General features: G+C 64.9%; 15 protein-coding genes and 1 tRNA gene. 2 read left to right on the forward strand and 14 right to left on the reverse strand.

The features are described 5' to 3' along the window. Positions 1-22: 22 nt before the first annotated feature. The 5 genes from Q358_RS0105655 to Q358_RS18135 form a co-directional block, all read right to left on the reverse strand. On the reverse strand, positions 23-880 hold the full coding sequence (locus tag Q358_RS0105655; protein WP_027961168.1) for a cytochrome c oxidase subunit 3: 858 nt from the start codon (positions 878-880) through the stop codon (positions 23-25). After that, a complete protein-coding gene (locus tag Q358_RS0105660; RefSeq protein ID WP_043487713.1) occupies positions 877-1,476 on the reverse strand; it encodes a cytochrome c oxidase assembly protein in 600 nt (199 codons plus the stop codon). The genes Q358_RS0105655 and Q358_RS0105660 overlap by 4 nt, the downstream gene beginning before the upstream one ends. A 30-nt stretch (positions 1,477-1,506) precedes the next feature. Then, the gene (gene ctaD, locus Q358_RS0105665; protein ID WP_027961170.1) at positions 1,507-3,141 is read right to left on the reverse strand and encodes a cytochrome c oxidase subunit I; all 1,635 of its coding nucleotides are present in this window, start codon (positions 3,139-3,141) and stop codon (positions 1,507-1,509) included. A 75-nt stretch (positions 3,142-3,216) separates the two neighbouring features. Next, positions 3,217-4,335 carry a cytochrome c oxidase subunit II gene (gene coxB / locus Q358_RS0105670; RefSeq protein WP_027961171.1) on the reverse strand — a complete coding sequence of 373 codons (1,119 nt, stop codon included), beginning with the start codon at positions 4,333-4,335 and terminating at the stop codon, positions 3,217-3,219. A gap of 157 nt (positions 4,336-4,492) precedes the next feature. Further along, a complete protein-coding gene (locus tag Q358_RS18135; RefSeq protein WP_245598275.1) occupies positions 4,493-4,690 on the reverse strand; it encodes a DUF2970 domain-containing protein in 198 nt (65 codons plus the stop codon). A gap of 114 nt (positions 4,691-4,804) precedes the next feature. On the opposite strand from Q358_RS18135, the gene Q358_RS16635 reads away from it, so the two are divergent. Beyond that, positions 4,805-5,134 (forward strand): hypothetical protein, encoded by a 330-nt coding sequence (locus tag Q358_RS16635; RefSeq protein WP_156940862.1) that lies wholly within the window; start codon positions 4,805-4,807, stop codon positions 5,132-5,134. 53 nt (positions 5,135-5,187) lie between these two features. Here the strand turns inward: Q358_RS16635 and Q358_RS0105685 are convergent, their stop codons facing one another. Both Q358_RS0105685 and Q358_RS0105690 read right to left on the reverse strand, forming a co-directional pair. Next, on the reverse strand, positions 5,188-5,922 hold the full coding sequence (locus tag Q358_RS0105685; RefSeq protein WP_027961172.1) for an LrgB family protein: 735 nt from the start codon (positions 5,920-5,922) through the stop codon (positions 5,188-5,190). After that, positions 5,919-6,278 (reverse strand): CidA/LrgA family protein, encoded by a 360-nt coding sequence (locus tag Q358_RS0105690; protein ID WP_027961173.1) that lies wholly within the window; start codon positions 6,276-6,278, stop codon positions 5,919-5,921. Before Q358_RS0105690 ends, Q358_RS0105685 begins: the two co-directional genes overlap by 4 nt. A 208-nt stretch (positions 6,279-6,486) precedes the next feature. On the opposite strand from Q358_RS0105690, the gene Q358_RS0105695 reads away from it, so the two are divergent. Beyond that, a tRNA-Pro gene (locus Q358_RS0105695) sits at positions 6,487-6,563 on the forward strand. A gap of 130 nt (positions 6,564-6,693) precedes the next feature. Here the strand turns inward: Q358_RS0105695 and Q358_RS0105700 are convergent. From Q358_RS0105700 to Q358_RS0105730, 7 genes are all read right to left on the reverse strand, one after another. Next, positions 6,694-6,936, reverse strand: a complete 243-nt coding sequence (locus Q358_RS0105700; protein WP_027961174.1) for a hypothetical protein — start codon at positions 6,934-6,936, stop codon at positions 6,694-6,696. 34 nt (positions 6,937-6,970) lie between these two features. Next, positions 6,971-7,432 (reverse strand): hypothetical protein, encoded by a 462-nt coding sequence (locus Q358_RS0105705; protein ID WP_027961175.1) that lies wholly within the window; start codon positions 7,430-7,432, stop codon positions 6,971-6,973. A 131-nt stretch (positions 7,433-7,563) separates the two neighbouring features. Next, positions 7,564-8,796 (reverse strand): DUF4236 domain-containing protein, encoded by a 1,233-nt coding sequence (locus Q358_RS0105710; protein WP_027961176.1) that lies wholly within the window; start codon positions 8,794-8,796, stop codon positions 7,564-7,566. Positions 8,797-8,866: 70 nt separating this feature from the next. Further along, positions 8,867-10,300 carry a DNA recombination protein RmuC gene (locus Q358_RS16640; RefSeq protein ID WP_245598276.1) on the reverse strand — a complete coding sequence of 478 codons (1,434 nt, stop codon included), beginning with the start codon at positions 10,298-10,300 and terminating at the stop codon, positions 8,867-8,869. Between the two features lie 74 nt (positions 10,301-10,374). Further along, entirely contained in the window at positions 10,375-11,271 is an 897-nt protein-coding gene (locus tag Q358_RS16645; RefSeq protein WP_245598277.1) for a DUF7281 domain-containing protein, read from the reverse strand. 7 nt (positions 11,272-11,278) lie between these two features. Beyond that, positions 11,279-12,514 carry an SET domain-containing protein gene (locus Q358_RS0105725; protein ID WP_027961177.1) on the reverse strand — a complete coding sequence of 412 codons (1,236 nt, stop codon included), beginning with the start codon at positions 12,512-12,514 and terminating at the stop codon, positions 11,279-11,281. Further along, positions 12,511-13,137 carry a condensin complex protein MksE gene (locus Q358_RS0105730; protein WP_027961178.1) on the reverse strand — a complete coding sequence of 209 codons (627 nt, stop codon included), beginning with the start codon at positions 13,135-13,137 and terminating at the stop codon, positions 12,511-12,513. Before Q358_RS0105730 ends, Q358_RS0105725 begins: the two co-directional genes overlap by 4 nt. Between the last annotated feature and the right edge of the window lie 41 nt (positions 13,138-13,178).

Raw genomic sequence — 13,178 nt, forward strand, 5'->3', positions numbered from 1 at the left:
GCAGGCCTCGGAAGACATAAGCTCAGAAGACATAGACGAAAAGAAAGAGCCCGACCCACACCACATCCACGAAATGCCAGTACCAGCAGGCCGCCTCGAAGCCAAAGTGGTCCTGGGCGGCGAAGTGGCCGCGCAGGATACGCAGCAGCATCACCGTCAGGATGGTGGCCCCGACAATCACGTGGGCTCCGTGGAAGCCGGTGAGCAGGAAGAAGGTCGAGCCATAGATCCCCGCCTCGAGAGTCAGGCCGTAATGATGGTAGGCCTCGTAATACTCCACGCCCTGAAGGGCGATAAAGGTGAACCCCATCAGCACGGTGACCAGCAGCCAGTTGCGCGTGGTCTGGCGCAGACCTTCCTTGAGGCCCTCGTGGGCCACGGTCAGCGTGATGCTGGAGCCCACCAGGAGCAGGGTGTTGGCCAGGGGCAACTGCCAGGGGCTCAGCACCTCACGGGCCCCCGACACGTCGCCCGGGGGGTCCAACAGCGGCCAGCTGGCGGTAAAGTCCGGCCACAGCAGGGCCGCCACCCCCTTGGCCCCCTCGCCGTCCAGCCAGGGCAGCGCGAAGGTGCGCACATAGAAGAGCGCGCCGAAGAAGGCCCCGAAGAACATCACCTCGGAGAAGATGAACCAGGCCATGCCCTGGCGGAAGGAGCGATCCATCTGGGCATCATAGAGGCCGCTGCGTGACTCCTTGATCACGTCGCGAAACCATAGCCCCATCACGGTCAGTAACGCCACGAACCCCGCCGCCATCATCAGGCCATTCAGCCCATGCACCAGGATCATCCCGAATCCGACCAACATCGTGCCCAATGCCAGGGAGCCCAGGATCGGCCACTTGCTGGTTGCGGGAACGTAATAGCTGCCACCACTCATGCCTCACCTCCTTTATCGCTGCTCGCGCGTGCCTGAAGCGCGGGCTCATCCCGAGCGATCGGATACAGGGTATAGACCAGGGTTACGGTGCTGACATCGGCCGGCAGGTCCCGGGTCAGCTGGAAAATCAGGGGAAACTCGACCCGCTCCCCCGCCTGCAGATGCTGTTCCTGGAAGCAGAAGCAGGCCAGCTTGCGTAGATACAGGTTGGCGCGCGCCGGCGTCACGCTGGGAACGGCCCGCCCTCGAATGGCGGTGTCCGCCGTATTATGGAAGGCGAAACCCACCTCGGCGCTCTGCCCGGGGTGAACGCGGATCTGGCGTGTCTCCACCTCGAGGTTCCATGGCAGGCCGGCACTGGTGCGCGTCACGAACTGCACGCTAACGGCACGCGACTGATCCACCTCCTCGGCGACCAGCGGCTGGCCCTGGGTGTCCACCTTGCCGTTGAGCCCGGTCACCTCGCAGAAGACGTCGTAGAGCGGCACCAGGGCGAAGGCGAAGGCAAACATGCCGGCCAGGGCGAAGAGGGTCCGGGTCACCGTTCGCCGAACGCCGCTCGCTCTCTGGGTCTGCGTGTGCTGATGCTTGTTCATCACCACTCTCCCCGGGTCGACAGGCGACCCTTATTTCGACTCATGGCGAAAGGTGGGTGGATGCTCGAAGGTATGCAGCGGGGCCGGACTCGGCACGCTCCACTCGAGGTCCTCGGCGCCCTCCCAGGCCTTGGCCGGCGCCTTCTCGCCGCCCCGCACGCACTTGATGATGAGCCACACGAAGAGCAGCTGGGAGGCGCCGAACAGAAAGCCCCCCAGGCTCGACGCCAGGTTGAAGTCCGCGAACTGCAGGGCGTAATCGGGAATGCGCCGCGGCATGCCGGCAAGCCCGGCGAAGTGCATCGGGAAGAACGTCAGGTTGACCCCGATCACCGACAGCCAGAAGTGCCACTGGGCCAGCCTCAGGTTGGGATAGTGGCCAGTCCACTTGGGCAGCCAGTAGTAAGCCGCGGCGAGGATGGCGAACAGCGCCCCCGGCACCAGCACATAGTGGAAGTGCGCCACCACGAAGTAGGTGTCGTGATACTGGAAGTCCGCCGGCGAGATGGCCAGCATCAGCCCGGAGAAGCCCCCGATGGTGAACTGCACCACGAAGGCCAGGGCAAACAGCATGGGCGGCTCGAAGCTGATCGACCCGCGGAACATGGTGGCCACCCAGTTGAACACCTTCACCCCGGTGGGCACGGCGATCAGCATGGTGGTGTACATGAAGAACAGCTCGGCGGTCAGCGGCATGCCCACGGTAAACATGTGGTGGGCCCAGACCATGAACGACAGGATCGCGATGGCCCCGGTGGCGTAGACCATGGAGGCGTAGCCGAACAGCCGCTTGCGCGAGAAGGTCGGAATGATCGCCGAGACGATCCCGAAGGCCGGCAGGATCATGATGTAGACCTCGGGATGCCCGAAGAACCAGAACAGATGCTGGAAGAGCACCGGATCCCCTCCCCCGGCGGCATTGAAGAAGCTGGTGCCGAAGTTGATGTCCATCAGCATCATGGTCACGGCCCCGGCCAGCACCGGCATGACCGCAATCAGCAGGAAGGCGGTGATCAACCAGGTCCAGCAGAACAGGGGCATATCCATCATCCGCATGCCCGGCGCGCGCAGGTTAAGCACCGTGGCGATGATATTGATGGCCCCGAGGATCGAGCTGATACCGGCAATATGCAGCGAGAGGATAAAGAAGGTGGTGGACGGCGGCGCATAGGTGGTGGAGAGGGGCGCATAGAAGGTCCAGCCGAAATTGGGGCCACCGCCGGGCATCAGCAGGGTGCTGAGCAGCAGGGTAAAGGCCACCGGCAGCAGCCAGAAACTGAAGTTGTTCAGCCGTGGCAGCGCCATGTCCGGCGCCCCGATCTGCAAGGGTATCATCCAGTTGGCCAGCCCCACGAAGGACGGCATGATGGCACCGAACACCATGATCAGGCCGTGCATGGTGGTCATCTGGTTGAAGAACTCCGGCTCCACCAGCTGCAGCCCCGGCTGGAAAAGCTCGGCGCGCACCACCATCGCGAAGGTTCCGCCGATGAAGAACATCGTCAGCGAGAAGATCAGATAGAGGCTGCCGATCTCCTTGTGATTGGTGGTCAAGAGCCACCGCTTGATGCCGTAGCGCGGGGCGGGATGCGCCGCCGCCTGACCACCGGCATTGGCGGTAGAGCTCTGCTCGACGGGGTGATGCAAGGGCAGCTTGGGCGCCATGGTGAATCTCCCTGATCTTCGCTGTTCTAGGCTCGTGACGGGGAAGCCGTGGCCGGGAAAAAGCCGTGGCCGAGGCTAGTCGGCCAACCGCTCGGCGATGTCCGACGGCTGAATGACGTCACCGGTCTCGTTGCCCCAGGCGTTGCGTTCATAGGTGATCACGGCGGCAATTTCCACCGGGCTCAGGGTGTTGCGGAAGGCCGGCATGGCGGCACCCGAGACCCCGTTGATCACGGTCTCGACATGCCGCTCGCGCTCTTCCATCAGCGCCTGGTTGCCCGCCAGGGCCGGGAAGGCCGGCGCGTTGCCGCCCCCATCGGGCTGGTGACAGGAGGCGCAGACCGCGTTGTAGCTCTCCTCGCCCCGGGCCATCAGCTCCTCCAGGCCCCACTCCCGGTCGACGCCCGAGGCCTCCTGGGCGGCGGCCTCCTTGCGCTCGGCCAGCCACTCATCGAACGCCTCTTCCTCCATGGCATGCACCACGATGGGCATGAAGCCGTGATCGATGCCACACAGCTCGGCGCACTGGCCGCGATAGACGCCGGGCTCGTTGATCCGCACCCAGTTCTCGTTGACGAAGCCGGGAATGGTGTCCTGTTTGACGGCCAGGTCCGGCACCCACCAGGAGTGGATGACGTCGTCGGAGGTCATCAGGAAGCGCACCTTGCGATCCACCGGCAGCACCAGGGGCTCATCGACCTCCCGGAGGTAGTGCTCGCCGCGCTCGCCCTCGCCGCGCACCGTCTCACGGGGGGTGCCCAGGTTGGAGGTGAAGGCGACATCCTCGCCGAGGTACTCATAGCGCCAGCGCCACTGCTGGCCGATGATCATCACATCCAGGTCGGCATCGGCCGGGTCATACATCTTCTTGAGGGTGGCGGTGGCGGGCACCGCCATGCCGACCAGGATCAGCAGGGGTATCGCCGTCCAGATCACTTCGACCAGGGTGTGCTCGTGGAAGTGTGACGCCTTGACGCCCTTGGAATGACGAAAACGGAACAGGGAGTAGAACATCACCCCGAACACCAGCACGCCGATGACCACACAGATCCAGAAGATGGTCATATGCAGTGAGTGAATCTCGCGACTGACGTCGGTGACACCCACGGGCATATTCCAGCCATTGGCCATGGCCAGCGTCGTCGTCAGGGGGACGACCAGGCAACCCGCAATCCACACGATACACGTGCGCATAGGCGCCTCCTCCTTGCTAGTTGTCGTGGCTTGTTATTGTCAGATTGCGCGCTAGCCGCACGCGGGTGATTCGATCCGTTTCGCTATGCCTGACATTGAGTGTAGACACCCGGGCTGCGACACACTGACGCAAGCCCCAGCATCGCCAACGCCACTTTCAACGGGCCGCCGCCACGGCGACCAGCGCCACCACTCCCACCAATGCCAACCCCATCAGGATACCCACCGCCACGAAGGCCACGGGGCGGCCCTTCTCGAAGTCCTCACGACGGCGGGCATCCTTCTGTACGCCGAAGAAGGCCGCCAGTACCGACTTGATCACGCTCCACATCGCCCACTCCTTCTTGACATGCATCAAAGGAGACCGCTCCAGCACCGCCCTCCCGCTTCCCGTCTCCTACACTCTAGTCAACATCACGACGCGCATGCCGCATCCTTAACCCGCTGGCGTATCAACCAGGAGGTCACCGTGTCCCAGAATCCCTTTGATAATCCGATGCTCGAATGGTGGCAGCAACAGTGGCCGAAGGGGGTAAATCCCATGGTCCGCCTTCAGCAGGCCTGGCTGGAGAACCTCGCCGAGGCCCTGCAATTCGAGGCGGAATTCCTGATGGCCATCGCCCAGAGCGGCGAGAGAATCGCCAGGACCTTCGACGGCCCCCAGCCCACGACCCCGGAAGAGGTAAAGGCCTATTATGAAGCGCTGGTGAAGGAGATGAGCGACGCTCAGATGAAAAGCCTCGAGCAGGCCTCACGGCTTAGCCACGACTTCCGCAAGCGACTGTGGGAGAAGATCTAGCCAGTCGACACCAACCGCCGACCCAATGATCAGGCGCCCTTCCGGGCGCCTTGTCAGTTACCCAGGCCGAAGAGGCGGGTCATCACCGGCAGCAGGAAGGCGGTAAGAAGGCCCGTGAGGCCCATGGCCAGGCCCGAGAAGGCGCCGGCCACGGCGCCGATACGGGCGAAGGCCTGGGCGGTACCGAAGCCATGGGCCGTGAGTCCCAAGGCAACCCCCTGCACCGCCGGGTCCTGAATCCGCAGCAGGCGAAAGACCCAGGGCGACAACGCGCAGCCGATGGAGCCCGTCAGCAGCACCAGCCCCGCCGCCAGGGAGGGAATGCCGCCGATCTGTTCGGCCACCCCCATGGCAATGGGGGATGTGACCGAGTGTGGCGCCAGGGAGAGCACCGTCTCCAGGCGCGCGCCCATCGCCAGGGCGATGCCCAGGGTGCTGGCCACCGCCGTGACGATGCCCAGCAGACAGGCCATCGTGAGCGGACCCAGCAGGCGCCGGACCCGCTCTCGATGGTCATACAGGGGTATCGCCAGGGCCACGGTGGCCGGCCCGAGCAGGAAGTGAATGAACTGCGCCCCCTCGAAGTAGGTAGCGTAATCCATGTCCACCAGCATCAGCAGGCCGATCAGGATGGCGATGGACAGCGTCACCGGATGCACCAGCGGCGTTCCCCCAAGCGCGCGGTTGATGCGCACCGCCAGGCCGAATACCAGCAGCGTCATCAGCAGCGAGAGCAGCGGATTACCGGAGAGATAGACCCACAACTGATCCAGCGTCGTGAAGCTCATTGCCCTTCCCCTCCCCGGCGCCGATTGAGCCGATCCAGCGCCCAGGCCGTGACGGCCAGGGTCAGCCCCGTCGACACCATCAGAGTGACCAGAATCGACCACAGGTCGCGCCCGATAAGCGCAAAATGCACCATCAGCCCCACTCCCGCCGGCACAAACAACAGTGTCAGGTAGCGCAGCAATCCCTCCCCCGCCATGCGCAGGCCAGTCGGTACCCGCCCCATCACCAGCAGCCCGACCAGCAGGATCACCATGCCAAACACCGGCCCCGGAACCGGTAGCGTCAGGCCACGCGCCACCATCTCCCCCAGAAACTGGCAAGCCAGCAGCACGCTCATTCCCATGATCAACGGCACGACGACTCTCCTCTGCGAACCGGACAACGCCCCACACGCTGCGCCAATCGCGAACATCATAGAGCATGTCCCGTGTACACCCCAGCTGCCCTGCCCAAGCATCTGAAAAGAAAGTGTAAAAGAGGCTTTTCATTTGCCGGCTAACGCGCTAGTATACGCCTCGTTCTCGGGAGACAGGCCGCACGGCCCAGAAACCGAAAACGCGAGTCGGAGCGTGGCGCAGCTTGGTAGCGCGTTGCAATGGGGTTGCAAAGGTCGCAGGTTCGAATCCTGTCGCTCCGACCAGAAAACACTAGCAAAAACGGCCACTTAGCTCATAGAGCAAGTGGCCGTTTTTCGTTGGACTCATTTCAGGTGGTAAAGAGACAGCCAATACGGGTGCCGGTAACAGAGCCCGCCCCGATCAAGAAAGATATCAACCCAAAAAGGCGTCGATGCCTTCTTCGCTGACCGCCTCATGCACCGCCTCCAGGGCGGCCTGATCGCTGACGAAGCGATCGTCCCAGACGTGAGAGGCACCGTCCTCGTTGACGACCTCCAACACCCAGTCGGGCTCCCCTTCCAGGCGGTAGATTTCGACCTGAAGCGTGTGGCCATCATAGGTGACGGCCTGGCTCACAGGGCTCTGGATCAGTTCGGGCTCGTACTCTGTGCTCACAAGACTCTCTCCAGCATCGTGGTCGCTGGCCAGTTTACGCCTCGGACGCTCCTAGCACCATCAGCCGCCCGGCGCTCTCTTCCAGCTCCTGAACGATGCGCTCCATGGCCTCGATGCGGGCGTCGAGGTAGTCCTGGGCCTCATCATCGGTGGCATGGCGACTATCCAGGCGCGCCTGGCTGATGGCACTCTTCAGGGCCTGGGCCATATCCCGCAGGCTACCGGCACTGCGCTGGGCCTGGGCGGCGTTCTCGAGCTCGGCGTCGGCGCTATGGCGGAAGAAGATGGGCACGACGCTGTCGTCGGCATCGAAGTCGATAGCATCGCGCAGCGCTACCTGTACCGAGCTGTAGCCGCCATCTCCGGTGCCATTGGCGGCGCTGTCGCGCACCACCTGCTCGGCATGGTCGAGAACACGCCATTCATAGGGCTCATCGCCGTAGACCTCGATGCGGCCGGCTTCATGGGGGCGATCGATGCAGTGCTGGACCTTCATAACAGCTTCCTCCCGAGGGGCATCCCGGCGCCAGCGGAATGCCATGGCGCCCTTGTTATCAACTGATTCCAGATTATCAAGAAGCTGGTGGCACCACCTTGACCGGGCTCAGCTCCAGCCGCAACGGAGAGTCAAATAAGTTTAAGCGGCTCGATATCGCGAAAGATTCCAGTCTTGGTCATGTCGCGGCGCAGGGTAAAGGTTTCCAGGGCAGCCACCGGGTCGACCCGGTCGAGGCTGTCGAACTGAATCCCCTCCCACTGCTCCCGGGTGACCTTGACGCTGTAGAGGTACTGTTCAAACTCGCCACCGGTGGCCGGGTCGATAGCCTGGCGATAGCCCGAGACGCGCGCCTCCTCGACCCCGGGCAGTCGGGCAAACACCGCCCCCAGCACGCGAAAGGCGATGCCGTGCACGTGGTCACGGTAGAGCTCGCGCTGGCGGGTGGCACTTAACCGGCGAGGCGAAAGCTTGAGCTGCTTGGGCGGCATGGCCCAGTACTGATCCGGTATTTCCCCTTCGCCGGGCAGGTCGATATCCACCGCAATGGTCGAGATATCGCTGCCGAGGTCGAAATCGACCAGCGTTTCCCGCGGCCACTCGATTTCCTCGAGCCGTTCGCGCAGGGTGGCCTCCATGGCATCCGGATCATCCCACACCCCATCGCTCTCGCGGCGGAACCGGGAGAACTCGGCGGCATCGTGTTCGGCCTTGCGCCACTCCCAGGCGCGGTAACGCTCGTCAAACTCCGTCTTGAGGCGGGCATTGCGCGCCTCGAGGCGGCGCCGGGCCGGTGGCCACAGCGTATGCCACCATGCCGGCGGTTGTGGCTGGAACGGCGGCGGAGGCGCCTGGGCAAACTCACTGACCACATAGCCGTTGGATTCGGGTGATGGCGTCTGTTCATGCAGCCGACCCAGCCGGTCGAGATCCGCATTCAGCCGGTCGCAATAGGCCTGCAACTGCTCGCGCAGGCCCTGCTCGGCGTGGCGGCGCACGACTCTTGCCTCGGCATCGCTCATGGGCGTGCCATCGCCGTGGAAGTAGCGAACCTGGCCGCTGTCGTCGACTTCCAGCGCTACCGCCAGGCTGCCACCTTTGCCCAGCAGCGCCTCGAGGTTCGCGGCTTCGCTGCGCCGGGAGCCACTCGCTCCCTTGCGCTGGCCTTGTGCCTTGCCGCTGCCATCGAGCTTCCGGCGATAGGCCAGGCCGGTACAGGGTACCCCCGCATGCCCATGCACACCACCGGGCCCCACGCTGAGGCTGGCCCCCCGCGGCCCCACGGAAAGGCCGAGCCCCCGCTTGCTGAGATTGAGGCGAACGCCGGGCGCCAGGCGGATACGGCGCTGGAAACGAAAGGCCATGTCGGTTCTCTAAAGTCCCTGTCTCTGTTCACTACACGCCAGTCTATCCCGACTCGCCCCTTCGGGGCATTTAACGCTCGTCCCCGGTGGCCGATTCCACCTCCGGTGCGGGAGCGACGGTTCCCACTTCCAGCCTGGCCCGCTCCAGCACCTCCGCGGGGAGTTCCTTTTTCACCGCCACACCCAGCTCACGAAACTCGCTGGCCTGCTTGACCAGGTTACCGCGGCCGTTGACCAACTGCCCCAGCGCCTTGTCGTAGCTTTCTCGAGCGCCGTCGAGCTTCTTGCCCACGTCCTGCATGCTCTCCAGAAAGGAGGCGAGCTTGCTGTGAAAACGCTCGGCTTTCCTGGCCAGTTCGGCGCTGTGGCGACTCTGGTTCTCGAACCGCCAAAGCTGGCTGACGATGTTCAGGCTGGTGAGCAGCGTGGTGGGTGTGGCCACCAGGACGTTGCGCTCGATGGCCCGCTGATAGAGGGTCGCATCGTGGCGCAGCGCCTCGATATAGGCCGACTCCACCGGAATAAACATGATTACCACTTCCGGGGAGTTAAGGCCCGGCAGGTCATAGTAGTGCTTGTCGGCCAGCTCCTCGATGCGTGCGCCCACGGCGCTGGCATGGTCGGCCAGCGCCCGCTGGCGGACCCACTCATCCTCGGCGTTGACGTACTCGAGATAGGCGGCGAGTGAGGTCTTGGCGTCGATCACCAGATGACGCCCCTCGGGCAGGTAGACCAGCGCATCGGGACGACGCTTGCCCTGCTCGGTAGTGAAGCTCTTCTCGCGCTGGTAGTCCTCCCCCGCGCGTAGCCCCGCACTGTCCAGCACGTTCTCCAGCATCAACTCACCCCAGTTGCCCTGCACCTTCTTCTGCCCCTTGAGGGCTTCGGTCAGTTGGGCGGCCTGGTCGGTGATATCGCGATTGAGCTGCTGCAGGTGCTTGAGCTCGGTGGTCAGGCTGGCCCGCTGGGCGGTCTCCTGGGTATGCAGGGTCTCGACCTTGTCGCGGAAACCCTTGATCTCCTCCTGGAACGGCTTGAGCAGCCCCTCCAGGCTGCGCTCGGAGAGGGATGTGAAGGCCTTGCCCTTCTGCTCCAGCAGCTCGTTGGCGAGATTCTCGAACTCCACCTTGAGCTGCTGTTTGCTGTCTTCCACCCAGGCCAGCTGACGGGCGAAATGGGCCTCCTTCTCTTCCATCCGAGTGGTCAGCTCGCCGTGGGTCTGCTTGAGCGCATAGTAGGCGTCACGGAAGCGATCGAGTTCGCGGGCCCGGGCCTCGACGGCCTCGCGTTGAGTCTCCACCTCGCCCTCCGCCACCTGCAACGCCACCGCCTGTTCCCGGCCTTCCAGCTGCTGGGCGTGAAGCGCATCCCGTGCGGCATCCAGCTCGCGGCGAGTGCCGGTGATCCGACCCTGCTGGAGGGTAAAGGCGGCCAGAAAGCCCAGTAGAAGCGCTATCAGGCCGGTCATGACATGCTGCATATCGAGCTGTTGGAGGAGTTCCACGGTAGCGTTATCCGAATAGGGAATTCAGGGTGTGACGGCGTCAAGGTGCCGACTCAGCGAGACATGACAGGCCGCTAGGCATGGAGCGCTATCCGCTCCCAGTGCTCGGCGCTGCCCAACCACTGTTGACGCAGGCCCCGCTGCTCGCCCAACAGAATCGCCAGGGGGCCGACCAGCGGGTGCCCGTCGGGCAATCCGGCGGCGTGGGCGCGCAGTCGTGGCTGGTCGCCGAGTTGCTCGGCCGGCTGGTGCTGGGCATTGGCCCGCTCGGCAAGCATGGCCAGCGGCGGTATCAGCAAATGTGTGGCGCCGCTTGAAAGCGCGAGCCCCACTCCCTTGGCATCGAAGTCGCCCAGGTAGAGATGCGGCTTGCCGCCTCGGGCCCAGGCCTCGGCCAGCCTGGCGAAGCCGCCGCTGTAGTGGTAATCGCCACGGTAGAGCACCAGCACGGCGCCCCAGGGGTCCAGCGCCGGAATCGCCGGCGAGACGTCATAGAAACCATCCAGGTTCTCGACCTGCACCAGCGCCTCGAAGGCGTCGAGATCGATATCGCGCCAGTCGACATCCACCATCTCGCGCTCGCGCTCGATCAGCCCGGCTCGCTTACCCTGCCCCGGCAGGCTGGCCAGCACCCGCTGCTCCCGGGGCGTTTCGCGCACCGGCTTGGCCTCGCGATTGCCATACGCCGCCTGCTCCGCCGTGCTCAGGCCGGCGAGGTCGACGGCCAGGGCGGGCTCGCCCAGGTCGACCAGGGTCTCGTCGATCCGGCCGAGCAGCTCGGCGTCCAGCCGCAGGTGACGATGGGAGAGCCGCGCCCCCAGCTCGATGTCCTGGGCCTGACACCAGTCGACGATGGCGTTGATGACGGGGCCACGCCTTTTCTCGATACTGGGTCGAGTCGCCAGCTCCCCGAGGGTATCGCGGAGCAGATGACGAGCGCGGTTGGATAGCAACATCTTCGATAGCAGCATGGAAACCTCACGCGAGTTGCACGACGACGTCGTGGATCAGCCTCAGATGATTATAGGGGCTGGCCTGGGTTTCCTGCTGGCTCAGGCGAAAGGCGCGCTGTTCGTTGCGGGGCAGTCCCTGGAACTCGGCGATCACCTGGAACAGCCAGATCTCCTCGTCCCATTCAAGCTCGCCTGCCTGCCGATATTCCAGGGCGCTCAGCGCCTCGTCGCCGTCCACCACCGCGAGATAGAAGCGCTCCACCTCCTCCTTGAGCGCCTGTTGGCGTGCGGCGACCCGGGCGTCTTCCTGGGGGGCGGCAACGCCGGCGGCGGTTACCGGCTCCGGACGCGACGCGGGCCGCGGCAGCCGATGCAACAGCTCGGTGAGCGCGCGGCTATCGGGATGGTGATCCAGGGCGGCGGCGCCGGCGGCGACCAGCGGCGTGGCCTGGTTGACCAGCGCCGGCACCTCGCCGCGCCGGGCATAGTTGCCGGGCACGAAGCCGGGATGCTCGCGCAGGAAGCCGGCCATGCCGGCCACCAGGCGGCTGCGCGACTGCTGCTGGCGGAAACGCGCCATCAGCTCGACCAGTCGCCGCTGCACCTCGCGCAGGCTGGTGTAGTGCTGGGTCAGCTGATGCTGCAGGCCGCTGACCAGCAGCTTGCGCAGGGCGCCGTCGCTGCCCACCAGCTCGATCAGCTCGTCGAAGTCGATCAGTGCCAGGCCATCGAGCAGGCGCACGATCTGCTTCTGGGCGCGCTCATTCTCGCGGATCTTGTCGCCCAGGCGGCTGACGAAGCCGAAGTCGCCGTTGAAGCGTCGCCACAGGCTATCGATGGCGTCGGCGAAGCGGCCGTTGAGGTCATCCACCTCCTGGCGAAGCCGCAATAGCTGCTGCTCCTGGCGCCAGTACTCTCCACCGTCCCGAGCCTCGCGGTAGCTCTGTACCAGGCTGCGCAAGAGCTCCAGGGTCTCGGCCACATCGGCGTTGACGTGGCGGCGACTCTCGTCCGCGAGCATCTCGGCGACCAGCTCACGCACCTTGGGGGCGAGCTTGACCCCGCCCTGCTCGTCCGGGCGCCACAGGATGCGCGCCGCCAGCAGCCGATTGAGCGCCGTGGTGCTGAGCGTCTCCACCGGCACCTCATCCCGGGCGTAGCCGGCCATCAAGGCCTCGGCGTACTTGCCGAGCAGCGCCAGCCGCTCGACCCCGGTACTGATCAGGCGGCTCTCCAGGGCGTGTGAAGGGGCGTCGCTCACAGCAGGCTCTCCTGGCCGCTCGGCGCCTGGTCATCCACCGGCAGGTTCTCCTCGTCGCGGATAAAGCGAACCAGGTCGATAAGGTAGTCGACCTTGGCGGTGACCAGGTAATACTGGCGATCGGCGTGGGGCTGAAGCAGATAGCCATGCTCCTTGAGCCGCTTGAACACCTGCTTGAGCTGGGCGTCGAGCTGGTCGCTCTGGGAGCCGAAGAAGGGGTCGCTCGCCAGGCGCTCCAGGCGTTCGCGCAGGCCCTGGTGGTCCTCGCAGCGAGAGCTGAAGTCGGCGGGCTTGAGCACATCACCGGGGGCGGCGGGGCCATCCCGGCCCAGCGCCTCCTGCACCAGCTGCAGCCACTCCAGCAGCGGAAGCAGGCTGTTGACGGTCTCCGCCAGCTGACGGGAGAGTTGTTCCCGGGCGCCTTCATCCAGGGCGCGCCAGGCCAGGAAGACGACGCTTCCCTCGTGATTGGTGGCCAGCCGCCGGTTGAGCGGGCGCAGATAGGCATCGATCTGCTCCCGCGTCGCGTCATCCTGCAGGTGGCGAAACGCGCCTTCGTCGCTGACCGCACAGATAAACTCGCCGGCCAGCAGCCGCTCGATCAAGGGCCCATGGCTCACCAGGGAGCGCCCGAGCTCATGGCCTTCCGACCGTTCAGCCTCGC

Origin of the sequence: Halomonas halodenitrificans DSM 735 (assembly GCF_000620045.1) — a bacterium.
Lineage (GTDB): Bacteria > Pseudomonadota > Gammaproteobacteria > Pseudomonadales > Halomonadaceae > Halomonas > Halomonas halodenitrificans.